The following is a 24,733-nucleotide window of genomic DNA, read 5'->3' on the forward strand; positions in this document are numbered from 1 at the left end:
GAGGGGATTAGGCCTGCATCAGATCAGAGTCTTCGTCCTGGTCGACGACGGGAGACTTCTCAGTCTCGACGATGTCGAAGTTACGATGGCTGATGAAACCGGTACCAGCAGGGATCAGGTGACCCATGATGACGTTTTCCTTGAACCCACGCAGGTAGTCAGACTTCGCCAAGGTGGAGGCTTCAGTGAGCACGCGAGTGGTGTCCTGGAAGGAAGCCGCCGAGATGAAGGACTCAGTTTCCAAAGAGGCCTTGGTGATCCCTAGAAGAACTGGCTCAGCCTCTGCAGACTTACCACCTTCTTCGGAAACACGCTCGTTCTCTCTTTCGAACTCGGTGCGGTCCACCTGGTCACCCCACAGGAACTCGGTATCACCCGTGTCCGTGATCTTCACCTTGCGCAGCATCTGACGGATGATGATTTCGACGTGCTTGTCGTTAATTTCCACGCCCTGGGCGCGGTAAACTTCCTGCACTTCGTTCACCAAATGTTCGCGGAGCGCCTGAGGCCCAAGAATCTCAAGGATTTCATGCGGCACCACCGGTCCGTCGGTGAGCTGGTCACCCTTGGTCACGACGTCGCCGTTGAAGACCAGGATGTGCTTGCTACGAGGGATGAGGTGCTCTTCCTGCTGGCCAGACTTCTGGTCAGTCACGATCACGCGGCGCTTGCCACGGACCAGACCACCGATTTCCACCACACCGTCGATGCGGGCGATTTCGCAGGCATCCTTCGGCTTACGGGCTTCGAAGAGTTCCGCCACACGTGGGAGACCACCCGTGATGTCCTTCGTCTTGCTCGCCTTACGTGGCGTCTTAGCCAGAGTCGTACCGGCTTCCACCTTCTCACCGTTTTTCACGTTGATGTGAGCACCGGCTGGAATTGTGTAGCTGGCGAGGACTTCGTGCGTCTTCGCATTGGTCACCACCACCTGCGGGTGAAGGTCTTCCTTGTGCTCGATGACGACGGTTTCTTCGTTGCCTGTGGATTCGTTCTTCTCTTTCGTGAAGGTAATCCCGGCGATCATGTCGCGGAATTCGATCTTACCCGACTTCTCGGTGATGATCGGCATGTTGTATGGATCCCAAGTGGCGATCTGCTCGCCTTTCTTCACCACGGAGCCGTCCGGCTTCGCGATGATGGCACCCAGCACCAGCTTGTGGCTTTCCAGTTCGCGGCCGTCTTCGTCCACGATGGCCAGCACACCGTTCTTGGTCAGGGCGATCCACTGACCTTCTGGAGTCTGCACCATACGCATGTCGGCCAGCTTCACGATACCGCTGTTCTTCACGTTAATGAAGGGCTGCTTGAAGGCACCCACGGCCACACCACCGACGTGGAACGTACGCATCGTCAACTGCGTTCCGGGCTCACCGATGGACTGGGCGGCGACAATGCCCACAGCTTCACCGATTTTCACCAGACGGCTCGTTGCCAAGCTGAGGCCGTAGCACATCGCACAGCAACCACGCTTGCTTTCGCAAGTGAGCACGGAGCGGATCTTCAGCTTCTCCACACCGATTTTGGTGAGGTGGGCAGCTTCGTTCTCAAGCACGAGCTGGTTGGCGGAAATGATGGTTTCCTTGGTGACCGGGTCGTGGATGGTTTCGCAGCTTGTGCGGCCATAAACGCGGGTCTTCAGGTCCACCACTTCTTCGTCACCCTGATAGATGGAGGCAAGGGTAATGCCATTCACAGTGCCGCAGTCGTCTTCTGTGACGATCACGTCCTGAGAAACGTCCACCAGCTTACGGGTCATGTACCCGGAGTCAGCCGTCTTCAGAGCCGTATCCGCCAGACCCTTACGGGCACCGTGGGTGGAGATGAAGTATTCGAGTACGCTCAGACCTTCGCGGAAGTTCGAGGTAATCGGACGTTCGATAATCTCACCGGAAGGTTTAGCCATCAGGCCGCGCATCCCGCCGAGCTGCTTGATCTGCGTGCGGTTACCACGGGCACCGGACGTCACCATCACGTAAAGTGGGTTGTGATGCTTCTTGCCTTCGTTGTATTCCAGCGTGCGGAACACTTCGTCAGCCGTCTGGTCACCAGCCTGGGTCCAAACGTCAATGATCTTCTGGGAGCGCTCACCCTGCGTGATGAGACCACGACGGTGAAGCTTCTCGACGTCTTCGACTTCCTTGTAGGCTTTTTCCAGAGCCATTTTCTTGGCTTCAGGAATGACCATGTCCGTGATACCGATGGAACAACCAGAGCGCGTCGCTTCGCGGAAGCCCAGGGACTTCAGACGGTCGAGGCAAGCCACGGTTTCCTTCTGGCCGACGGTCTGGAAACAGCGCCAGATAATGTCAGAGATCTGTTTCTTACCAACAGTGTTGTTGATGAAACCGAGCTTCTCAGGCCAGATTTCATTGAAGCGCACACGGCCAGCCGTCGTCTCGATGAAGGTCTTGGTCGGATCACCAAACGCGCGTTTCGGTTGCTGGTAGTCAGGGTTGCGATAACGCACCTTGTCATTGACGCTCAGCGCACCTTCAGTCAGGGCGAATTCGACTTCCGAAGGATCGTTGAAGATCGGCAGGCGCTCAGGCCCTTCGTTCTTCTTGTTCTTATCCGGGAATTCACGCAGATAAGTCAGGAAGTAACAACCCAGAGGAATGTCCTGGGAAGGCGTCATGATCGGCTTACCGCTGGCAGGGCTGAACAAGTTGTTCGGCGCCAGCATCAGCAGGCGGGCCTCAAGCTGGGCCTCAATGGAAAGCGGGACGTGAACGGCCATCTGGTCACCGTCGAAGTCAGCATTGTAAGCACCGCAAACCAGGGGATGGACGCGGATGGCTTCACCTTCGATCAGCTTCGGCTCGAAAGCCTGGATGGAAAGACGGTGGAGGGTAGGCGCACGGTTCAGGAGAACTGGGTGTCCCTTGGTGACTTCGTCGAGGATGTCCCACACTTCAGGCGTGCGGCGCTCGATCATCTTCTTCGCGGAGCGCACAGTGTGCACCAGGCCCATCTCTTTCAGACGGCGGATGATGAAAGGCTCGAACAGGACGAGGGCCATCTTCTTCGGCAGACCGCACTGGTTCAGAGTGAGGTCAGGGCCGATGACGATAACGGAACGACCGGAGTAATCCACGCGCTTGCCGAGCAAGTTCTGACGGAAACGACCGGACTTGCCCTTGAGCATGTCGGAAAGGGACTTCAGCGGACGGTTACCTGCGCCTGTGACCGGGCGGCCATGGCGGCCGTTGTCAAAGAGGGCGTCCACAGCTTCCTGAAGCATGCGCTTCTCGTTACGGATGATAACATCCGGAGTGCGGAGCTGAAGAAGGTTCTTCAGACGGTTGTTACGGTTGATGACACGACGATAGAGGTCGTTCAAATCCGAAGTCGCAAAGCGGCCACCTTCCAGCGGCACCAGCGGACGAAGGTCCGGCGGGATGACTGGAAGCACTTCCATGATCATCGCCTCAGGGCGGCTGTGCGATTCGGCAAAGCCCTGGCAGAGCTTCAAGCGCTTCGCCAGCTTCTTGCGGATCTGCTTGGAGCGCGTCTTGGTCATCGCGTCCTCGAGGTCCTTGATGGCATCGGTCAGATTGATCTGGCTGAAGATGTCGCGGATGGCCTCAGCACCCATGCCCACGCGGAAGGCGTCGGCACCGTACTGTTCTTCGGCTTCACGGAGATCCACTTCAGTGAGAAGCTGACCACGCAGCAGCGGAGTGCTGCCTTGATCTACCACCATGTAGTCTTCATAATAGATCACGCGCTCCAGGCTGCGGGCCGTCATGTCCAGCATGAGGCCGATACGGGAAGGCATGCACTTGTAGAACCAGATGTGAGTCACCGGCACGGCGAGCTCAATGTGGCCCATGCGCTCACGACGCACGCGGGACAGCGTCACTTCGACGCCGCAACGGTCGCAGATCACGCCCTTGTGTTTGATGCGCTTGTATTTGCCGCAGGCACACTCCCAGTCACGGGTAGGCCCGAAGATACGCTCGCAGAAAAGGCCGCCCTTTTCAGGTTTGAACGTACGATAGTTAATGGTCTCAGGGTTTTTCACTTCCCCGTGGCTCCAGGACCGGATCCGGTCTGGAGAAGCGATGCAGATTGACACGGAGTCAAACTCTTCACCGGTGGGCTTTTCCCCGAAAATTTCTTTCAAGCTCGCGTCAGCATTCATAGTCGTTTTTTGATGCGTTAAGGGTTTTTGGCTTGGTTCAGGGTTAATTAGGCACCTGCCGTGAAGCGTTCGATGGCTTCCACATCCGCATCCAGAGTGGCGCGCTTGTGGACTCGCACATCGAGACCCAGAGATTGCATTTCTTTGATCAGCACATTGAAGGATTCAGGAGTGCCTGCTTCCAGAGCGTTGTCACCCTTGACGATCTGTTCGTAGATGCGGGTACGACCCTGGACATCGTCAGACTTCACCGTCAGGAGTTCCTGGAGCGTGTAGGCGGCGCCGTAGGCCTCAAGGGCCCAGACTTCCATTTCCCCGAAACGCTGACCACCATACTGGGCTTTACCACCCAGAGGCTGCTGCGTCACCAGCGAGTATGGGCCCACCGCACGAGCGTGGATCTTGTCAGCGACAAGGTGTCCCAGCTTCAGCATGTAGATGTAACCCACCACGACGTCGAGATTGAAGGACTCACCCGTGCGGCCGTCATAGAGCTTGGATTTGCCATTGAGGCCCATCCACTCATAACCTTCCACCTTCTTGGCGTCCTTGATGTATTCCATGATCTTGGATTCAGGGATACCATCGAACACCGGAGTGGCGATTTTCATGCCTAGAGCCTTGGCGGCGAGACCCAAGTGGGTTTCAAGAACCTGACCGACGTTCATACGAGATGGCACGCCTAGAGGGTTCAGCACGATGTCCACAGGCGTTCCGTTTTCCAGGAACGGCATGTCTTCTTCAGGGACGATGGTGGCCACCACCCCTTTGTTACCGTGACGACCGGCCATCTTGTCACCCACGGAAAGCTTACGCTTGCTGGCGACGAACACGCGGACCTGCTTGACGACGCCATCGGCGGCTCCGTCTTCGCTGGTTTCGATGCGGTCCAGGTTACGCTCACGCTCCATGTCGGCATCGGCGAACTTCTGTTCGAAGGTCTGGATGATGTCGAAGATCTTGTTGCGGATCGGGCTTGGGTCGATTTCAACCGAGTCGTAGCTTTCAGCCAGCTTACGAAGCAGGGTCTTGGTGATCTTCTTGTTGGCACCGAGGATGATTTCACCCGTCTGGCCGTTCACCACATCGAGAGGAATCTTCTCATTGAGAAGGATGTCGCTGAGCTTCTCAGTGAGCTGCTCGGTGAGGTCTTCCTTCTTCGCACGATAGTCTTCTTCGATCTGCTTGATCTGCTTCTTGGCTTCGGCCGGGGAGAGCTTCTCCTTGTCGGTGCCATTGACACCACCACGCTGGGCCAGCTTCACATCCATCACGATGCCTGCGCAACCGGAAGGCACACGCAGGGAGGTGTCCTTCACGTCAGCAGCCTTCTCACCGAAGATAGCGCGCAGGAGGCGCTCTTCAGGGGCGAGTTCGGTCTCAGACTTCGGAGTGATCTTGCCGACAAGGATGTCGCCAGGCTTCACTTCCGCACCGATACGGACGACACCGTCCTGATCGAGATTCTTCAGGGCTTCGTCACCGACGTTTGGAATGTCACGGGTGATTTCTTCAGGCCCCAGCTTCGTATCACGAGCGATGACGTCGAAGTCTTCGATGTGAATGGAAGTATAGATGTCTTCTTTCGAAACGCGGCGGCTGATGACGATGGCATCTTCGAAATTGTAACCGTTCCAAGGCATGAACGCGACGAGCATGTTCTTGCCGATGGCGAGTTCGCCCTGGTCCGTACAAGGACCGTCAGCGATAACGTCACCCTTCTTGATTTTCTGGCCACGGCGCACCAGCGGACGCTGGTTGATGCAGGTGCCGGCGTTGGAACGACCAAACTTACGCAGAGGATAGACAAAGGTCCCCTTCTCCACGTCGGTCTGGACGGACTTCATCGGGTCAGCCAGGAACTGCTTGTCGCTGACTGGCAGATTGCCGTCCTTGGTGATGATGATCACGTCTGCAGTGGCGGAGGCGACAGTGCCATTGGCATCCGCGACGATCACGGCGCGGGAGTCACGGGCAGCCTTGCCTTCCATGCCGGTGCCGACGAGGGGGGATTCCGCCTCAAGAAGAGGCACGCCCTGGCGCTGCATGTTCGAGCCCATGAGGGCGCGGTTGGCGTCATCGTGTTCCAGGAAAGGAATCAAGTTTGCCGCGATGGAAACGAGCTGCTTCGGCGACACGTCCATGAGTGTCGGCTTGTTCGGCTCGACTTCCAGGAAGTCACCACGGTAACGCACGGTGACTTTGGCCGCCGTGAAGTGGCTCTTTTCATCCAGACGGTTGTTGGCCTGGGCGATGAAGTGGTTTTCTTCCTGATCAGCCGTGAGGTATTCGATCTTGTCCGCCACCACACCGTCTTTGACCGGGCGATAAGGCGTCTCGATGAAACCGAATTCGTTGATGCGGGCATAGGAGCCCAGGGAGTTGATCAGACCGATGTTCGGACCTTCCGGCGTCTCAATCGGGCAGATACGGCCATAGTGAGAAGGATGAACGTCACGAACTTCGAAACCAGCGCGGTCACGGTTCAGACCGCCAGGCCCGAGTGCGGACAGACGACGCTTGTGGGTCAGCTCAGCCAGAGGGTTGATCTGATCCATGAACTGGCTCAACTGGCTACGACCGAAGAAGTCACGCACCACGGCACTGAGGGCCTTAGGATTGATCAACTTGGCCGGAGTCATGGTGTCCATGCTCACGTCAAACAAAGTCATGCGCTCTTTGACCAGACGCTCCGTGCGGGCAAGGCCCACGCGGCACTGATTGGCCAAAAGCTCACCCACAGCACGCACACGGCGGCTGCCGAGGTGGTCAATATCATCCAGAAGACCTTCACCAGCACGCAGCTTGAAGAGGTAGCTCATGGCGCTGATCACGTCATTCGGATCCAGAATGCGCATGTCAGAGTCCGTCTTCAGCGTCAGCTTCTGATTGATCTTGTAACGACCGACGCGGGTCAGGTCATAGCGCTTCGGATCGAAGAACAGACGCTTCACCAGAGCACGGGCGTTCGGGATGGTCGGAGGATCGCCTGGGCGCAGACGGCGGTAGATTTCCTTCAGAGCTTCATCTTCGTCCTTGGCAGGGTCTTTGCGCAGGGAGGTCACGATGAGATCATCTTGGGAGGCCGTGATGACTTTCACGGTCTTGTGACCAAGTTGGATGAGCTGGCGGATGACGCCGGCGGTCAGTGGCTCATAGGCACGGGCGACGATAAGCTCGCCGTCCAGGATGTCCTTGAACAGGAGTTTGGCGGAGACTTCTTCTTCGCTGAGGTTTTCCTTCAGCTTGAGGTCTTCGATGTTGTAGAACAGCTTGAGGATGTCTTCGTCGTGGGAGTAGCCGATCACGCGCAGAAGCGTGGTGGCCAGGAACTTGCGACGACGACGGCGGCGGTCGAGATAGACGTAGAGAAGATCGTTGGTGTCGAACTGGACTTCGAGCCAGGTGCCGCGGTCAGGAATGATGCGGAAACCATAGAGCCAGCGGCCATTCAAGTGTTGGCTGCTTTCGAAACAGATACCGGGGGAACGGTGGAGCTGGCTGACCACCACACGCTCAGCGCCATTGATAACAAAAGTACCGCGATCCGTCATGAGCGGGATTTCGCCCATGTAAACGCGCTCCTGCTTAGCACCGGCCTCGTCACGGAGTTCGAAGGTGACGTAGAGAGGGGCGCTGTAGGTTTCCGCTTCGCGGATGGCTTCCAGGGAGGACAGCTTAGGCTCGCCGATTTCGTACATGACAAAATCGAGCGTCATTTTGGCGTCGTAACTCTCGATGGGGAAAACTTCCTTGAAGACAGCCTGCAAACCAACTTCCTTGCGCTTGGAAGGAAGGATGTTCTTTTGAAGAAACTCCTCATAAGACCGGAGCTGAATCTCGATCAGATTCGGGGGCTCGGTAACTTCATGGATTTTGCCAAAGTTGGTGCGCTGGGACATAAGCAAAGGTAGGGAGACGACGGGGTGGCAACGGCGGTGGCGGGGTGCAGGGGGTGAACCTGCGGGCACTGAGGATCAGAAAATCTGGCAGCCAGCCAGAAGATTGATGGACTCAGCGTGAAAATGACGAAACCAGAACGCGGACGAAAGTCCCCGTTCAGGCGGTGAAATAGATATTACGAAGCCCGCGTCCTGAGTGGCACCCTCGTTTACGAAGCAGGAGCTTCGTGCAGCGGAGGAAGTGCGAACCAGTGGGCGGGGCATGCGGAAGTTGGATTTTTTCAGAAAGGAAGTTCTTGGGAAAGACTCCTTTCAGCCGAGTGTCACCGCAAGGGCGACACTCGGGAAAGGATGGGAGGTTACTTGATCTCCACTTTAGCGCCGGCAGCTTCGAGCTTCTTCTTGATCTCTTCAGCTTCTTCTTTCTTGGCACCTTCCTTGACCTTCTGCGGAGCGCTCTCAACGAGCTTCTTCGCTTCAGCAAGGCCGAGGCCAGGAACAACGCCGCGCACTTCTTTAATGACGGAGATTTTGTTTGCGCCGCCATCAACGAGGATGACGTCGAACTCGGTCTTCTCTTCAGCAGCAGCAGCAGGAGCTGCACCACCGCCAGCGGCGGCAACTGCGACAGGAGCAGCAGCGCTGACGCCCCACTTGTCTTCGAGGGACTTGACGAGTTCTGCGACTTCGAGGACCGTAAGGCCGCTCAGTTCTTCAACGATTTTTGTAAGGTCTGCCATAATAGTGTGTCGGTATCGCCGTTTCTCGAAGCATCGAGTGATTTAAGAGAGAAAGCTTTCGCTCCGGCAAGGAACCATTGGATGTTGCGTTCAGGCTCCGGTGAAGGAGCCATCTGATCAAAGGGGTGGGGTTTAGGCTGCGGCGGCTTCGACAGCAGCTTCTTCCGCGGCGGCTGGCGCTGCGGCAGCACCGCCGGCGTCGGCTTTGGCCTTGAGCACGCGTGCCAGGGAGGCAGCAGGCTCGTTGAGGAGGCGGACCAGCTTGGAAGCAGGGGCCTGAAGCACGCCAAGCAACTGGGCCTGGAGGGTTTCTTTGGAAGGCAGGTCGGCAAGGACTTTGATGCCTTCTGCGTCGAGGAGGTTGCCATCGAGCACGCCAGCCTTGATTTTAGGCTTGGTGAACTCAGCAGCGAAGTTCTTCATGATCTTCGCGGCAGCGCAGACGTCCTGGGCGCCCATGACGTAGGCACTCTGGCCTGTCAGGTGAGTGCCAAGTTCTTCTGGGTAACCGGCGCGTTCTGCGGCCTTCTTCACCAGCGTGTTCTTGAACACGTGGATCTCAGCGCCCGTGGCGGCCAGGCGCTTGCGCAGCTCGGCGAACTTGTCCACGGTGAGACCAGTGTAATCCACAACGAAGAGGAAGGGGGAGGCGTTGACCCGGGTGAGCAGGTCTTCAATGAGGAGTGTCTTTTCAGCTTTCATGGGTGTCTTTCCTCAGGAATTACAGTTTCACGTATTTGGAGACATCAATGCGCAGCGCAGGCGACATCGTCGCGGCGAGCGTGATGCTCTGGACATATTTACCACGGGCGGAAGCAGGCTTCGCACGGACGATGGCGTCGATCAGGGCACTGCCGTTCTCCGCCAGGGAGGTCACGTCAAAGGCCACTTTGCCAATGGTGGCGGCGATGTTGCCGTTCTTGTCGAGCTTGAAGTCAACGCGGCCAGCTTTCACAGCCTTGACTGCACCACCGACGTCGTCGGTCACAGTGCCAGTTCTTGGGTTGGGCATCAAACCACGAGGTCCGAGCTGCTTACCAAGTTTACGAACTTCATTCATGGCAGCAGGAGTGGCGATGGCGACATCGAAGTCCATCTTGCCTTCCTTCACCTGAGCGATGACGTCTTCATAACCGACAACTTCAGCGCCAGCGGCTTTGGCAGCATCAGCAGCAGCACCCGTAGCGAAAACGGCCACGCGGACGCTCTTGCCGGAACCGTGAGGGAGCGGGCAGGTGCCACGAACCATCTGGTCACCTTTCTTCGGGTCCACACCCATATGAAAGGAGAGGGTCACGGTCTGGTTGAATTTCGTGCCAGGGAGTTTGCGCACGAGCTCAGCGGCCTCTTCGAGGGAAAAGGTCTTTCCTGCCGGAACCATCTCGGCAGCTTTCTTGTATCTTTTGCTTCTTGTGATCATGGGATGCTTGCAGTGCTGTCGAACGGGGACCGTTCTCCTGCGGTTGGATTAATCAATAACTTCGATGCCCATCTGGCGGGCGGTGCCTGCCATGATGCGTGAGGCACGCTCAAGGTCGGGAGTGTTCAGGTCCACCAGCTTCATTTTGGTGGCTTCCAGGAGCTGGGCCTTGGTGATCTTGGCGACCTTCTTCTTGGCAGATTCGCCAGAGCCGGAGGCAATGTTGGCGATCTTCTTCAGAATGTTGGAAGCAGGCGGCTGCTTGGTGATGAAGGTGAAGCTCTTGTCTTTGTAGACGGTGATCACGGTCGGCAGAACGTCGCCACTGGACTTCTGAGTCGCAGCGTTGAATTCTTTGCAGAAAGCCATGATGTTCACGCCAGCCTGACCGAGCGCAGGACCGATGGGCGGAGCGGGGTTAGCAGCACCAGCCTTGATCTGGAGCTTGATGAATTTGACGATTTCTTTGGCCATGTTTTTTGTTCGCTTGCTTGAGATTGAAAAGAAAGCAGCCCCTCAAAAATCAGGACTGCCGGAGTAGCATCAGGCTTTCTCGACCTGCCAGTATTCGAGATCCACAGGAGTGGAACGACCGAAGATGTTCACCGAGACACGCAGCACGCCGCGCTCAGGATCAATTTCTTCAATGATGCCCGTCTGGCTTTCGAACGGACCATCGGCCACGCGGACGCTATCACCCACGGTGAAAGCGATCTTCGGCACGACGGAGTCATCCTTGTCGCGCACCTGGGCCAACATGCCATCCACTTCACGCTGACGCATGGGGATCGGGTGGTCTTTGGTACCGGCAAAGTTCAGGACACCATCGGTCTCCTTCACGAAGTACCAGGTCCTGTCCACCAGCTGGTTGTGCTCGTTGAGCAAGTAGCAGTTGGCGATTACGTAACCGGGGAAAAACTTCCGATTGGTCTCCGAACGCTTACCCTTTTTGACTTCGGAGACACGCTCCGTAGGCACAAGCACTTCGTAGATGTAATCACCCATCTCTTCTGTCTGGATACGGCGGACCATGCTGTCACGGACCTTCTGTTCGAAGCCGGAACGCACGTGAATCACGTACCATTGATCGCGAGGGGCGGGGATAGCTCCCATATAGTCAATCGGTGGAATTAAATTAAATGAAAAGGTGGCTGTAATCAGCCGGCGACTGACTTGGCCAGAGCATCAAAGGCTCCACGCAAAGCAGTGTCAAAAAAGGCCACGAAAGCACCGAGCAAGATCATCGCGATGAAAACAACGATGGTCGAATCAATCAGCTCCTTGTACTTCGCAAAACCCTTTTCTTTAGGGTCCCACGGCCAATTTGCTTTTTTGAGTTCAATGTAAACTTCACCAAGATAGGTGCGGAAGCGGCTCATGTGAATCGGGCGTCAACGGAAAATTCTAAACTAAGAAGAGGAAAAATGGCAGGCCAGGAGGGACTCGAACCCCCGACACGCGGTTTTGGAGACCGCCGCTCTACCAACTGAGCTACTGACCTGAATGCTATTTTTCCTGCGAGTTGCGTTTTAAGTTCGACCTGCCTCCCGATGAAGGGGCCGCCGCAGAATCTGTGCGCCAGATTCTGCGGCGGCTACGACAAGCAAACGATAGAACGCAGATTAGTCAAGGATGTCGGCAACACGGCCGGCACCCACAGTCTTGCCACCTTCACGGATAGCGAAGCGGATGGTCTTCTCCATGGCGATCGGGGTGATCAGCTCGACGGTGATCGAGACGTTGTCACCAGGCATCACCATTTCAACACCTTCAGGAAGGGTCACGCTGCCAGTCACGTCCGTCGTGCGGAAGTAGAACTGTGGGCGATAGTTGTTGAAGAAAGGAGTGTGACGGCCGCCTTCGTCCTTGGAAAGAACGTAGATCTCAGCCTGGAACTTCTTGTGAGGCTTCACAGAACCTGGCTTGGCGATGACCTGACCGCGCTCGATGTCGGTCTTCTTCACGCCGCGAAGCAGAAGGCCCACGTTGTCGCCGGCACGACCTTCGTCCAGCAGCTTGCGGAACATTTCGATGTCGGTGACGGTGGTCTTGATCGTGTCGCGGATGCCGATGATTTCGACTTCGGACATCTTCTTGACGATACCACGCTCCACACGGCCGGTGCAGACGGTGCCACGACCTTCGATCGCGAACACGTCTTCGACTGGCATGAGGAAGTCCTGGTCGATCGGACGCTCAGGAAGGGGAATGTAGGCATCCACAGCGTCCATCAGCTTGTAGATGTTACCGCGCTGCTCTTCGTCGCCTTCGAGGGCCTTCAGAGCGGAGCCTTTGACGATCGGGATGTCGTCGCCTGGGAATTCATACTTGGAAAGGAGGTCGCGAACTTCCATTTCGACGAGGTCGAGGAGTTCAGCGTCGTCCACCATGTCAACCTTGTTCAGGAAGACCACGATGGCTGGCACGCCCACCTGACGAGCAAGCAGGATGTGCTCGCGAGTCTGTGGCATCGGGCCGTCGGCAGCAGAGCAAACCAGGATCGCGCCGTCCATCTGGGCAGCGCCAGTGATCATGTTCTTCACATAGTCAGCGTGTCCGGGGCAGTCAACGTGAGCGTAGTGACGCTTGTCGGTCTGGTATTCCACGTGAGCGGTGTTGATGGTGATACCGCGTGCCTTTTCTTCAGGCGCTGCATCGATATCAGCATAATTCTTCGCTTCTGCAAAACCCTTGGTTGCCAGGGTGGTCGTGATTGCAGCGGTAAGCGTGGTTTTGCCGTGGTCAACGTGGCCGATTGTGCCAATGTTCACGTGCGGCTTGTTGCGTTGGAATGCTTCTTTAGCCATGAGTTGAGGTGAGTTTAGTGCGCTAGGACTTCTTGTTCGTTTGTCGTGTAACGGCGATTCCTGAGCATGACTCCGCTGGAGCTGATGGAGGGATTTGAACCCTCGACCTCGTCCTTACCAAGGACGTGCTCTACCACTGAGCTACATCAGCAAAATTTATCCGGCGGCGACTCGCGAAGAATCTCCTCCTCTTTCGACAACAAAACCGGGACACACAGTCTATCCTGATGACGTCAGGCGACAATACACCCCGGCTCTTTTGTTGAAAAAGTGGGTTGAGAGTAGTTGGCCTAGCCTTCCTGTCAAAGACAATTTGTGCTCTTTTCACTCAAAATTCAATAAAACTTCCGCCTCACTTGGCAAAACCGCCTTTTAGCCCTCCATTCACCCTTCCTATGACCCGCCCCGAAGCCATTCAGCAAATCCGCGACGCCTGCAAGACCGTCGCACTTCAGTTCATGAAGATCCACCCAGCGCTGCCCCACCTCCAGAATGCGGAGACCATGGGGGAGTGCCTGAAATCGCTCCATGAGATGACGGTGCAGCTTGAGACCATCAAAAAGAAGGTAGGCAAACTGGAAAGAGAGGACGACAGCTCTCTGCTTTGACAGCCTTCCAGCCCAGCCCACCGGGCGGGCTAACCAGATGTTTGTTTTTATCCCCCATGCCTCCGCCTAACCAAGAACAGCCGAATCCTCTCGCCGATCTCCTCCTGACCATCATTCTGCCGTCAGTCATTCTCGAGTCCCTGAGCAAACCTGATCGCCTGGGGCCTGCCTGGGCCCTGGTGGTGGCGCTGCTGCTGCCGCTCGGCTTTGGCATTTACTGCTTCATCAAGAAGCGCGGGCTGAATTTCTTTTCCGTGCTGGGGCTGGTGGCCATCATCGTCACGGGCGGCCTCGGTCTGCTGAATCTCAGCGCGGTCTGGTTTGCGGCGAAAGAGGCGGCATTTCCCATCTTCCTAGGTCTGGCCTTTCCTCTCAGTTTCCTATGGGGAAAGCCCCTGGTTTCCGAACTGCTGCTAAATCCTCAGGTCATCAACCATGACTTGCTCAACAGCCGCCTCAATACTGAGGGACAAAAGCAGTCCTTTCAAGCTCTCCTCCGGCAGGCCTCCTGGGCACTGGCCGGGACGATGCTCCTCTCTGCCGTGGCCAATGCGATGCTGGTGCTTTATTATCTCGAAGGCACCGTGCCAGGCACGGAGGAATACACGAAAGCCATCGGCCGGCAAAACTGGGTGGGGTTCATTGTCATCGGCGTCCCCATGATGGCAGCGACCATGGGCCTTCTCTTTTGGATGCTTGGCCGACTGAAAAAGCTCACGGGATTGGAGCGCGATGATCTCATGAACCCCGGCACCACGGTGCGACGTCAGGTGGGTGAGTAAAAGCGAGTTGCCCAAAGAAAGAAAAAGCCCGCAGACCTAGGCCTGCGGGCTTTTTCGCAAAGACATCTCAGGTTACCTCACTGACGGCCACGCAGGTATTCCGTCACCCGGTTCCCCCGGAAGGAGACTGTGGCGGCCTTGTAAGGCACGTAAGTCACGCTGGGGCCATAGCCGCCCCAGTAGGGATCCCAGGCTCCGTAGTAGCCATAGCCACGCCCGAATCCCCTGCCCCACCCATAACCATAACCACCGCCGCCCCAGCCCAAGCCATAGCTTTGAGTGTAAACGGGCTGGGTACCCACATAAGTCCATTTTTCAATCTTCACGCCTTTTTGGCTACCTTCAGAGACTTGGTCTGGGCGGCCCCAGGACAGGAAAACACTTTCTTTCGTCATGCCTTCCCGGATACGCCCCTGGTTGACGAGCACTTTGTCGCTGTCAGCGAGCTTGCTGTACAGCTCTGGGTTGCTGGCGATGCGCCGCTCCACAGGGGAGGCGCAACTCATCAGGCCAAGTGACAGCGTGAGACACGCAGCCGTCTGGCAGATTCGAAGGAGAGATTTTGCATTCATAACAATGATACGTCGCGCAGGGACAGACTGACCTCATCTCCCCATTGTTCAATGGGAAACGGATTCTTCGGCTTTCGGGCAGCAGGAAAGATCAAAGCCGCATGGCAAAATGCACCTGGCGACCGATTTCTTCAAATCCACAGCTCGGGTAAAGATTCTGCCCGATGACGTTGGAGGCCATGGTTTCGATCTTGGCCACACGCAGATTTTGCTCCCGAAAATAGTCAAGCGCGTGATGGATGAGGCGGCGGCCAAGGCCCAGACCACGTGCGGCCTCCACCACGGCAAGGTTAGGAATGCGCCCCACCGAATTGACATGGTCTGCCCGGGTGGTGATGTAGCCCAGGATCTGGCCCCCCCGCTCTGCGACGAAGCAACCTTCGGGATTGACCGTGCAATCATCGTTGATGTTGTCGGCCTTGCGGGCTTTCCAGTCACGGTCATTCCAGATGCCCAGGCGATCCTCCAGCATCTGGTCCAGGGCCACAGCCCCAAAGGAGTCCACCGTGATTTGCCGCAGAGTCTCCAGATCTTCCAGGCGATAATGGCGGATGGTAACGGGCAGTTCGGGAGTCATGATTTTTTAAAAGGGCCAGCGGTAGGGGGCATTGTGGATCAGCTTGCTCTTCGGATACGCACTGATGCGCACCTGATTTGCGGAGTTCCCGCTCAGCAACCAGACATTTTGATCATCCATAGCGTGGAGGAAGCCCAGGTGGCCGCTGCTGGCCTGATCCACCGTCAGCGGCTGCAGAATGCAGATGGCCCCGTAGGTGGCAGCCACCGGGCGCCCCCAGCCCCACCACTCCGAAACACGGCCACTCCTTTGCCCAGGGTAGCCAGACTTCCAAAGGCACCAGTAGGCAAAGGCGGCGCACCAGGCCGTTTCATCCTTCAGCAGGCCACCGCCGATGCCGACGCTGGAGAGGTATTCGAGGATGCGCGGATTGTCCTTCCCAGCGCCCCATTCCTGCACGCCCTGCTCCATGATGGCGATCTGCATCCAGGGAGGCGGCGCATTGAAGCTCACAGGCTGGGCCACAGGAACATCTGCGGGCTGTCCCGTGACGGCACCCACCACCTGTAGGATCTGACCGGGAAAGAGCACCTGGCAGTTGTTCGTCCCATACTCGCAGAGGCCAGGATTGGCCTGCTGGAACTGAGCCAGGGACATGCCAAACTTCCTCGCGATCTTGGTCGGGTTATCCCCCGGCTGCACAATGTATTGAGCCATGCCTAAACCGTAAACCGCTGCCTCTCAAAAAGCCATGCTGAATGAGAGGGCTGCCGTCATTCCGATCACACCAGGCCCCAGCGCCGCCGCAGGAAGGACTCCCAGGGGCTGAACAGCAGCTTGTCCGCCGCAAAGCCGACGATGAGGATCACCAGCATGATGGCCGCCACCTGATCCATGGCCTGCAGTTCACGTCCGTAATGGAGCAGATGTCCCAGGCCAAAACCGGTGAGGACCGTGACGTAGATTTCCGCCGCCATCAGGGAGCGCCAGGCAAAGGCCCAGCCCTGCTTCATGCCGCTGACGAGATGCGGCAGGCTGGCTGGCAAAAGCACGTGCCACAACAGATGCAACCCGCCGGAGCCCATGGTGGAGGCTGCCCGGCGATAGATGGGCGGGATCTGACGGATGCCGTGATCCGTGGCCAGCAACACAGCCCACAAAGTGCCCATGATGACGATGAACAGCATGGCCGTCTCCGTCTGGCCAAACCACAGCAGTGCCAGCGGCACCCAGCAAACACTCGGCAACGTCTGCAAGCCCAGGGCCAGCACGCCCAGCGTATCCGCCGCAAAACGAAAACGAGCAGTCAGCAGGCCAAGCGGGATGCCCGCAGCCAAACCCACCACATAGCCCAAAAGCAGCCGCCTCATGGTCACGCAGCCCGCCTCAAACAAGGAACCGTCTTTCAGTGCAGTGATGAGGTACTCCCCAATGGCCAGAGGCGCAGGCACCAATACGGGCGACCACCAGCCAGCCCGCGAAGCCGCCTCCCAGATGATGATGAGAAACAAGAAAAAGCCGAGGGAACGGAGAACGCGGATCATGCAGAAGGGGTATTTTTTTTGAGGTCAGCCGTAATGGCGCTAGCGAGTTGGGCTACGGCCACATCGTTGATGTCGCGAGGTCGTGGCAGGTCCACGCGATACTCGTTGTGGATGCGTCCGGGGCGTGGAGTGAAGAGGACCACACGGTCTCCCAAACACACGGCTTCACGGACGTTGTGGGTGACAAACACAACCGTCTTCCGGCGCTTTTGCTGGATGTTTTGCAGGTCAGCGTAGAGCTGCTCCCGGGTCATCGCATCCAGGGCAGCAAAGGGCTCATCCATCAGCAGCACTTGGGGATTTGGGGCGAGGGCACGGGCCAGCGCCACACGCTGCTTCATGCCCCCGGAGAGTTCGTGAATGTTAGACTGGGAAAACTTTTCCAACCCGACCAGCTTGAGATAAAACATGGCCAGTTCACGCCGGTCATCCTGCGTGAGGCCCGGCTTCAGGTTCAGTCCAAAAAGCACATTGCCCATGACATCTAGCCAGGGGAAAAGCGCGTGTTCCTGAAACATGACCATGCGCTGCCGCCCTGGCCCCGTGATGTCCTGCCCATCCGACTGGATGCTGCCCTCGGTGGGCTTCTCCAGGCCAGCGATCAGGTTGAGCAGCGTGCTCTTGCCACAGCCGCTGGCACCCAGCAGGCAGACGAATTCGCCGTCCTCCACCTGCAGGTTGATGTCCTCCAGGGCCGTGACTGTCTGCCGAGCCCCACGGAAAAGCTTCGAGACATTGTGGATGTGCAGTTTGGCAGTGCTGGATGCTCCCAGTTCCTCTTGGATGCTCATGAAGTCAGATCAAAGTTGGGGCAGCAAGGCATCCAGGGATGGGATGTCTTTGAGGAAGCCAGCCTTCTGGGCGGCCACCACCATTTCGTCCAGGCCGCTGCGGTTGACCTCGGTGTTGAGGACTACCCGTGGGAGGGCGCGGTCCAGCAGCGCTTCCCCCGGTGCCTTGGTCGTCAGTTCCTTGAGTTCGGACTGGATGAGCTTGCGTGCCTCAAGTGGGTTTTTCTGGATCCATTCGGTGAGTTCCTCATGGGCAGACACCAGTTTCTTCGCCAGTTCGGGGCGATCCTTCACAAAGGCGACGCTGGAGGCCAGAATGGTGGCAAAGGTACCTTTGTCTTCGACGAAGATTTTTCCACCCGCTTCCAGTTCCAGACGGCTAACCCATGGCTCCACCGTCCACACAGCATCGATGTCCCGCTTGATGAAGAGGGCCAACTGATCCGGATTCTGAGTGGGCAGCACGGAAGCCTCGCCCCCGGTCGCAGTGACCTTGATCCCGTTGTCGGCCAACCAGGCGCGCAACTGCACATCCTGGGTATTGCCGAGCTGCGGGGTGGCGATGCGTTTCCCCTTAAAATCAGCAGGTGTTTGGATGCCTGCCTCTGGCCGGACCACCAGGGCACTGCCACCTGTGGCTGCCCCGGAAAGAATACGGATCTCCGTGCCTTTGGACTTGGCATACGCATTCAGCACGGGGCTGGGGCCAATGTAAGTCACATCCAACGAACGGGCAAAGATAGCCTCCGTGGCCGAGGGACCTGCATTGTAAACAAACCACTCCACAGGCACGCCCAGGCGCGGCTCAAACCAGCCCTTGCCCTGACGACTCAGGGCATGAGCGACCAGTCCCTGAATGTGAGTGATGTTTGGGAAATGGCCAAAGCGCAGCGGGGCATTGGCATCGGCTGGCTTTTTGCTGCAGGCAGCGAGACCTGCGGCACTGAGAGTGGAAAGGAAGTGTCTGCGGTTCATGGTTTTCATCGGGTGTATTTTTGAATCAATTCTTGTTAGAATGCCTTGAGGCTGATTTCCAGATAAGCAAAGTCGGTGTCCTGTGGCCGTCCCTGGCCACGGGTAAAATCGCCAGCCGTGAAGTGGGCATAACCGAGGATGGCTTCCACCTTGGGTGTCACCTGCCAGCGGATGCGTCCATCGAACTCGTGCCCGATCATGCTGCCGCTGTCGCCCTGACGATCACGAAGATTGGCGGCAGAAAAGCGGTCCGTGTCGCTGGCCAGCCAATAGAAGCTGTATCCCAGATCCATTCGCAACTTCTTGTTTGGCGTCAGCTCCAGCCGCAGCTTCGGAGTGCTGATGTTCTCATAGACGATGTAGTCATTCGCGGACCAGGGGCGGCCAAAGCCAAAGAAACGCTCAAAGCGGTTGTCCTCGTTGTCATTGGGATCCTGGTCACCACTGGCATAACCATAAAAGAGACTGAAGCGCGGCTGCCAGGGCTGCTTGAAACTGTAACCCACCTCCACCGAACCACCGTAAGCCTGCAGATCCTTGGAGCCGCTGTAGCCAAACTGATAAACCAAATTGAAATCATAATCGAAGCCGGTCTCCCCCACCACGCCATACCCACGCAGACCGGGTGAATGTACCAGCCGCTCTTCCACCTTTCCATGCGCAGACTGGTTGAGGGCAAGGTAATAGGGTTCCAGCGTGATGACATCGGACCAGCGGCGCCAGTGGCCGATGGCGGCATACATCCACTGCTGCTCCACCGGCCTGTCCCAGTCATATTTCTGGCGGTTCAGCGGCTGCACCGCCAGCAGGTCCAGTTGCCAGTCATTGCTCTCCTGCCCCACGCGGCCCTGAAAGCCCTGAAAGGTATTGGCCGTGTTTCGCCACTGATTGTTCCCGATAAGACGACGGTCCAGAAACTCGAAGTTATGGATGCCGTAGCGAAGGCTTACTGGGCGGCTGTTACCCAGTGCATCTGTGCCCAGGGCATCCTCAAAGTAGAGCTCGGCATAAAGGCGGATGATCTCAAACTCATTCACATCCCGGTTATCCCGCGGGTAGTTGCCATTGTAGCGGCGGGAATCCTGCATCTCGACGGCGAAGCGGAAAGGATCCAGCACATCATGGATGCCCAGGTAGGCCCGGGTGCGGTGCAGCAGCGGCTCGTCCAGCCCCGCCTCGGCACGCCGGAGATCGTCATCACGATATTCATAACGAAAGCGGTAATCCAGCCCGAGGTCTAGCCATGCCGCATTCTGCAAAACATCCCAGCCAAGTTTGGAGGCCTGCGTGGCGTATTTGGGCAGGTCAGGATCCCGAGTCGTGCTGTAACTTTTCGGTGCGCGGTAATAGCTCGTCGGGCCAGCATCCGCAGCCATCATCGAGGTGATGAAAACGGAACCGCCCAGAGACACCGCGAGGGCCGTCTTCTGGAGCATGGTCAGCAAGCTAAAGAGATGAAGGTTCATGAGAAAAAAGGTCCCGACAAGGCTGCTTTATAACAAGGCAGCGGGCCGCTCCGCGCATATTCCTATTCTTTATAAATACACTCGTCAAGTAGGAATTAAAACAGACCACAACCGTCGGTTGTTTTTCGTCTTGGAGACTCTACAATAAGAGCATTGGGGTGCAGTTTTCACTGCTCGCTCACCCGCCTTTTCCCATGCATCTCTACGCCGTCCAGCTTGATTCCGTTTGGGAGGACAAAGCCGCTAACTTTACCAAGGTCCGCGCACTTTTGGCGGAAGCTGCTCCCCTGCCCGGCTCCCTGATTGTGCTGCCTGAAATGTTTGCCACCGGGTTCAGTTGCAACTTGGCGATCACCGCCGAGCTCATGGCGGCTGAAACGGAAAATTTCTTTCGCGAGGTGGCCTCCCGCTGGCAATGCGCTGTGCTGGGCGGCCTAGTGGTTTCGGTGTCGGATGAGCTAGGTAGCAATCAGGCGCTCGCCATTGCCCCGGATGGCCGGGAGCTTGTGCGCTACTGCAAAATTCGCCCCTTCAGTCTTGGCGGAGAATCCAATGTTCACCAAGCAGGCACAGAAACCGCCATCTTCCCATGGCAGGACCTCCAAGTAGCACCGCTGGTCTGCTACGATCTGCGGTTCCCTGAACTAGGACGTGCAGCTCTGGCCCAGGGGGCCGAAGTGCTCGTTTACATCGCCGCCTGGCCCGCGCGCCGGATTCAGCACTGGCTGACTTTGCTGCAAGCCCGAGCCATCGAAAACCAGGCCTACGTCGTCGGGGTAAACCGCTGCGGGCAGGAACCTAACTACACCTACTGTGGCCGCAGTGTGGTGGTGGACCCACATGGCGTCATCATCGCCGATGCCTCAGATGGGGAAAAAGTGCTGCACTGCCAAATCCATCCCGCCATTGTCAGAAACTGGCGGCAGGACTTCCCGGCTGTGCAAGACTTTCAGAAAGGCTTGTAGGCCCTGGCGAGTTCTTTTGCTTTTTCTCCTCAATTCACTTCACAGGCACCAGAATAGAACACCTGCGTCATTGGAGAATTACACTCTAGCAGCCGAGATAAACGGCTGCAGATGCTAACCTCTGTGAAGAGACCACTATTGCAGTTCCGGAGTGCCAAAAGGAATCTCTTCTGCCTTAGGGTCGCGCTTAAACAATTTGTTCACCAAAGAACGAAGGCGGCCTTCTTTGACGGGGGGTGGCGCATAGACTTCCTTGGAAGGATAGCTTTGGCGATTTTTTTCGTGGTTCATGAAGCCTGTGACTTCACGGCCAAAGCTGCTATTGCCAGGGCTGTCCTGGGCCGAAGGAGGCAGATCGTAATCGGCCCGGACGATGCGAGGCTCGATAAAGATCAGAAGTTCGCGGCGGGCATCGTCTTTGCCTCGGGAGCCTGTGAGGAAGTTCAAAACAGGCACATTTGAAAGGATAGGCACACCCGTTCTGTCCTTGCTTTTGCCCTCACGGATCAGTCCGCCCAAGAGGACTGTGGACTGGTTTTTGCACATCACGACAGTGTTGAGAAGCTGCTTGCTCAACACGGGATATTCGTTCCCCGCAATCTCGGTGTTGTCCGTGGCTTCGCTGTTCTCCTGGGAGATTTGCAGCGTCAGTTCGTCGTCGGAGTTGATGAGAGGAACAATGTTCAAGCTGAGAGCAACATCCTGATATTGGACGTTGGAGAGGAGGCCGTTGTTTGCACCTCCACCGACGAGTCCCTGGGTGGATGTGGCGATAGGGAAGGACTGACCGCTGCTGATCAGTGCTGGTGTGTTGTTCATGGTGAACACCGAAGGCCTGGAAATGACCTTGAAGTTTTGATAGCTGTCCAATGCATTGACGATCACGTCCACATTCTGGCTGATCGCGCCATAGAAAGCGAAACCGTTGCCAGTAGCAAGATCCGTCAGACTGAGAGGCAAACGAGGATTCAGAGGCGCGATCCCGCTGCCAAGGCGGCTGGCAAGGCTGCTGGAGGCCCCGGTGGCCGTGCCATTGCGACGACTGCGGAACAGCCACTCGACACCGAAACTTTCACCTTTGCTCAACTGCACTTCACCGATCACAGCGGAGATCAGGATCTGCTGAGGACGGCGATCGAGCTCATCCAGAATTTCATTGAGCACACGAAGATGCTCAGGCGGGCCGGAAGCAAAAAGGGAGTTTGCGGTCGGGTCGCTGATGAGCAGCGTTTTGCCGATGACCAGGGAACGCGGGCCATTGTTTGGCCGCAGAGGCTGCAGATTACCGCCGCCACCCCCACCCAGGCCACTTCCACCGCCGCCAAAACCACCGCCGCTGCTGCTGCCGAATCCACTGCTGCTGCTGCCAAATCCGCCATTGCTGCTGCTGCCGAAACCACTGCTACTGCTGTTGCCAAAAAGACCGCTGCTGCCCGTGCCTGAACCGGAGGTCCCGGTGCTGCTATTGCGGTTGTTTGAAGAGGAACTGTTGGACTGGCCTAGGCTGTTCACGCCGCCGCTGCCACCGGAGCCTGAGTCTTCACCTTCTGTGCGAGCGATGGCATCGCTGATGATGCCCATCGCAGCCTCGACTCCGAGATAGTTCAGCGTGCGTGAAACAAAGGTGCGAAGTTCAGAGGCCGCATCCAGTTCCGTCACCAGGGTCTCGATGTATTCGAGGGTGTCCGGCATGGCGATGACCAGCAGACGGTTGGTGCGGGGGATGGCGAGAATTTTGGGCTTTACCTCGGCTGCGGTGGAACCTTCGGCACCGACACCTGCCGGAAGTGCGGCAAGCTGTGGCTGGGGAATGCCACCGGGCTGAGCAATGGTGGGCGTGCTGGGCCGACCAGTGGCACCCCCTGCTCCCCCCTCTTTTTCATCGAGTCCCAGGATCTCATCCAGGGCCTTCTTTACATCTTCAGCATCTGAGCGGACGAGCTGAATGCGTTTGGTAACTGTAGCTCCTGGTTTCACATCCAGACGCTCCAGCAGGCCTAGAATGGAACGGATGGTGTTGCTGTTTTCCACAATGACCAAAGCCTTGGCATTGGGGACCGGCGTGATGACGCCATAGCTATGGCGGGGGATGATCTGATCAATCGCCTTCACCGCATCATCCGGAGTCAGGTACTTCAAAATGGCGACAAAACTCACCACCTGATCCGTCTCTGGCAAGTCAGCGGCAGCCTCAAACAAAGGAGCACCTTCAGCCTGGGCCTTCTTGCCCTCGCCCAGGATCTTGACCATGCCCTCACCCGCCGGTGCAAAGGAATAGCCGTTCAGCAAAAGGCTCTTTTCGATGAACATGATGGCCCTGTCCTTGGGCAGCTCCCCCGTGGTCTCGATGGAGACCGTCACCTGCTCGATGGCAGCATCCCGAATGATTTTCAGCCCCGTCAGGTCTTCATAGACGAGGAGAATCTGGGACAGAGGGGTGTTAGGAAACTGGAGTTCCACACCGCCGCCGGGCTTAATGGCATCTTCGGGGCGGATGGCGGGACGTTCTTCACCTGGATTGGCGGCATTGCCTGCAGCTCCGGGACGCTGCGGAGCCCCCCCGGTCGGAGGCACATTAGGCCTGGGGCGATTAAAGCCAGCAGCACCAGGAGGGGGCACGGCATTCGGATTGGTCGGGCGCGCCTGCGGTGGAATCTGAGCCAACAGAACAGTCGCTGGGCCAAGGCAGGCAGCCAGAAGAATGCGGCGGTAGGAAACGATCATGAGGATGGACTGGCTAAAGGCTTACTGCGGCTGGGCTGGCGGCACAACAGGTGCGGGTATCAACTGGCGACGGCGGGAAATGGTGGGGGGGCTACTAGCGGCTGGCACACCGGTATTCGGCGTATTGGCGGCAGGTACGGCTCCTGGCAAAATAGCACCCCGAGGAGGCGTGACGTTGACAGGCTGATTAGGCTGCCCCGGCTGTGGGGGGCGCAGATTGGGATTGCCCTGGACGGCTCCAGGCTGGCCAGCACCCGGGGCCTTGAAGGTGTTGCTCACCGTCACGGGCCGGGAGGTGAGGTTGTCATCATACTTGAGCGTTGCTTTTTTACCGTCCTTCTCCAGCTCCACAGAAGCTTCGTTGCGGTTGCGGTTGAAGTTGGCGGACACCAGCTTAAACTCGCTTTTGGCATCGCCATCGCTAGTCACCCGCTTGAACTCCGCTGTCTGCTTGTTCTGCACACTGATGGTGATCTTACCCGTGGTGCTTTTGTACATCCCGGCTAGGGCCCAGTCATTGGACCAATCGATGATTGGACCAGATGGCGTGTTGGTAATCAGCAAAAAGGGATTCTTCTTCCAGGTTTCCTGGTAACGTGCATTTTCGAAGGCTTTGGGAATGACTTCTTCACTCAGCACTTCCGCCGCAGTGGGCGGAGTGGAAATGGGAGATTCCGCCCCGGCTTGATCTGGGGAGGAGGCATCTGGCTCGACGGCATTCTCCTGAGCGAGCCCACTCATGGCAACACAACCCAGGATTAGAAATGTGAGCA

21 protein-coding genes and 2 tRNA genes are annotated in these 24,733 nt (G+C 57.3%); 3 read left to right on the forward strand and 20 right to left on the reverse strand.

The window, feature by feature from the left end; genetic code table 11:
- Nucleotides 1–7: 7 nt before the first annotated feature.
- From rpoC to ABEB25_RS19650, 11 genes are all read right to left on the reverse strand, one after another.
- Nucleotides 8–4,147: a DNA-directed RNA polymerase subunit beta' gene (gene rpoC, locus ABEB25_RS19600; RefSeq protein ID WP_345738137.1), complete on the reverse strand. Its 4,140-nt coding sequence runs from the start codon at nt 4,145–4,147 to the stop codon at nt 8–10.
- Between the two features lie 47 nt (nt 4,148–4,194).
- Nucleotides 4,195–8,049 (reverse strand): DNA-directed RNA polymerase subunit beta, encoded by a 3,855-nt coding sequence (gene rpoB / locus ABEB25_RS19605; protein ID WP_345738138.1) that lies wholly within the window; start codon nt 8,047–8,049, stop codon nt 4,195–4,197.
- Between the two features lie 359 nt (nt 8,050–8,408).
- Nucleotides 8,409–8,789, reverse strand: coding sequence for a 50S ribosomal protein L7/L12 (gene rplL, locus ABEB25_RS19610; RefSeq protein WP_345738139.1), 381 nt, complete (start codon nt 8,787–8,789; stop codon nt 8,409–8,411).
- 132 nt (nt 8,790–8,921) lie between these two features.
- Nucleotides 8,922–9,491 (reverse strand): 50S ribosomal protein L10, encoded by a 570-nt coding sequence (gene rplJ / locus ABEB25_RS19615; RefSeq protein ID WP_345738140.1) that lies wholly within the window; start codon nt 9,489–9,491, stop codon nt 8,922–8,924.
- Between the two features lie 19 nt (nt 9,492–9,510).
- Nucleotides 9,511–10,209 (reverse strand): 50S ribosomal protein L1, encoded by a 699-nt coding sequence (gene rplA, locus ABEB25_RS19620; RefSeq protein ID WP_345738141.1) that lies wholly within the window; start codon nt 10,207–10,209, stop codon nt 9,511–9,513.
- A 48-nt stretch (nt 10,210–10,257) separates the two neighbouring features.
- Nucleotides 10,258–10,683 carry a 50S ribosomal protein L11 gene (gene rplK, locus ABEB25_RS19625; protein ID WP_184206508.1) on the reverse strand — a complete coding sequence of 142 codons (426 nt, stop codon included), beginning with the start codon at nt 10,681–10,683 and terminating at the stop codon, nt 10,258–10,260.
- A 69-nt stretch (nt 10,684–10,752) separates the two neighbouring features.
- On the reverse strand, nt 10,753–11,322 hold the full coding sequence (gene nusG / locus ABEB25_RS19630; RefSeq protein ID WP_184206506.1) for a transcription termination/antitermination protein NusG: 570 nt from the start codon (nt 11,320–11,322) through the stop codon (nt 10,753–10,755).
- 44 nt (nt 11,323–11,366) lie between these two features.
- Entirely contained in the window at nt 11,367–11,588 is a 222-nt protein-coding gene (locus tag ABEB25_RS19635; protein WP_345738142.1) for a preprotein translocase subunit SecE, read from the reverse strand.
- 46 nt (nt 11,589–11,634) lie between these two features.
- A tRNA-Trp gene (locus ABEB25_RS19640) sits at nt 11,635–11,710 on the reverse strand.
- A gap of 121 nt (nt 11,711–11,831) precedes the next feature.
- The gene (tuf, locus tag ABEB25_RS19645; RefSeq protein ID WP_345738143.1) at nt 11,832–13,016 is read right to left on the reverse strand and encodes an elongation factor Tu; all 1,185 of its coding nucleotides are present in this window, start codon (nt 13,014–13,016) and stop codon (nt 11,832–11,834) included.
- 76 nt (nt 13,017–13,092) lie between these two features.
- Nucleotides 13,093–13,167 (reverse strand) — tRNA-Thr (locus ABEB25_RS19650).
- Nucleotides 13,168–13,411: 244 nt separating this feature from the next.
- Here ABEB25_RS19650 and ABEB25_RS19655 point away from each other — a divergent pair.
- A complete protein-coding gene (locus ABEB25_RS19655; RefSeq protein ID WP_345738144.1) occupies nt 13,412–13,624 on the forward strand; it encodes a hypothetical protein in 213 nt (70 codons plus the stop codon).
- Between the two features lie 56 nt (nt 13,625–13,680).
- The gene (locus tag ABEB25_RS19660) at nt 13,681–14,406 is read left to right on the forward strand and encodes a VC0807 family protein (RefSeq protein WP_345738145.1); all 726 of its coding nucleotides are present in this window, start codon (nt 13,681–13,683) and stop codon (nt 14,404–14,406) included.
- 77 nt (nt 14,407–14,483) lie between these two features.
- On the opposite strand, the gene ABEB25_RS19665 is transcribed toward ABEB25_RS19660, so the two are convergent.
- The 7 genes from ABEB25_RS19665 to ABEB25_RS19695 form a co-directional block, all read right to left on the reverse strand.
- A complete protein-coding gene (locus ABEB25_RS19665) occupies nt 14,484–14,912 on the reverse strand; it encodes a hypothetical protein (RefSeq protein WP_345738146.1) in 429 nt (142 codons plus the stop codon).
- Nucleotides 14,913–15,069: 157 nt separating this feature from the next.
- Nucleotides 15,070–15,555, reverse strand: a complete 486-nt coding sequence (locus tag ABEB25_RS19670; RefSeq protein ID WP_345738147.1) for a GNAT family N-acetyltransferase — start codon at nt 15,553–15,555, stop codon at nt 15,070–15,072.
- 6 nt (nt 15,556–15,561) lie between these two features.
- Nucleotides 15,562–16,212: a TIGR02594 family protein gene (locus ABEB25_RS19675; protein WP_345738148.1), complete on the reverse strand. Its 651-nt coding sequence runs from the start codon at nt 16,210–16,212 to the stop codon at nt 15,562–15,564.
- Nucleotides 16,213–16,277: 65 nt separating this feature from the next.
- Nucleotides 16,278–17,039 (reverse strand): ABC transporter permease, encoded by a 762-nt coding sequence (locus tag ABEB25_RS19680; RefSeq protein WP_345738149.1) that lies wholly within the window; start codon nt 17,037–17,039, stop codon nt 16,278–16,280.
- Entirely contained in the window at nt 17,036–17,830 is a 795-nt protein-coding gene (locus tag ABEB25_RS19685) for an ABC transporter ATP-binding protein (RefSeq protein WP_345738150.1), read from the reverse strand. The genes ABEB25_RS19680 and ABEB25_RS19685 overlap by 4 nt, the downstream gene beginning before the upstream one ends.
- A 9-nt stretch (nt 17,831–17,839) precedes the next feature.
- Entirely contained in the window at nt 17,840–18,805 is a 966-nt protein-coding gene (locus ABEB25_RS19690) for an ABC transporter substrate-binding protein (RefSeq protein ID WP_345738151.1), read from the reverse strand.
- A gap of 35 nt (nt 18,806–18,840) precedes the next feature.
- Nucleotides 18,841–20,271 carry an alginate export family protein gene (locus ABEB25_RS19695; RefSeq protein WP_345738152.1) on the reverse strand — a complete coding sequence of 477 codons (1,431 nt, stop codon included), beginning with the start codon at nt 20,269–20,271 and terminating at the stop codon, nt 18,841–18,843.
- A 194-nt stretch (nt 20,272–20,465) separates the two neighbouring features.
- Here ABEB25_RS19695 and ABEB25_RS19700 point away from each other — a divergent pair, with 194 nt between their 5' ends.
- Nucleotides 20,466–21,236 (forward strand): nitrilase-related carbon-nitrogen hydrolase, encoded by a 771-nt coding sequence (locus tag ABEB25_RS19700; RefSeq protein ID WP_345738153.1) that lies wholly within the window; start codon nt 20,466–20,468, stop codon nt 21,234–21,236.
- A 135-nt stretch (nt 21,237–21,371) separates the two neighbouring features.
- On the opposite strand, the gene ABEB25_RS19705 is transcribed toward ABEB25_RS19700, so the two are convergent.
- Together ABEB25_RS19705 and ABEB25_RS19710 are read right to left on the reverse strand one after the other, a co-directional pair.
- The gene (locus ABEB25_RS19705) at nt 21,372–23,960 is read right to left on the reverse strand and encodes a secretin N-terminal domain-containing protein (RefSeq protein ID WP_345738154.1); all 2,589 of its coding nucleotides are present in this window, start codon (nt 23,958–23,960) and stop codon (nt 21,372–21,374) included.
- A 21-nt stretch (nt 23,961–23,981) separates the two neighbouring features.
- Nucleotides 23,982–24,701, reverse strand: a complete 720-nt coding sequence (locus tag ABEB25_RS19710; protein WP_345738155.1) for a hypothetical protein — start codon at nt 24,699–24,701, stop codon at nt 23,982–23,984.
- Between the last annotated feature and the right edge of the window lie 32 nt (nt 24,702–24,733).

The organism is Prosthecobacter algae (genome assembly GCF_039542385.1).
GTDB lineage: Bacteria > Verrucomicrobiota > Verrucomicrobiia > Verrucomicrobiales > Verrucomicrobiaceae > Prosthecobacter > Prosthecobacter algae.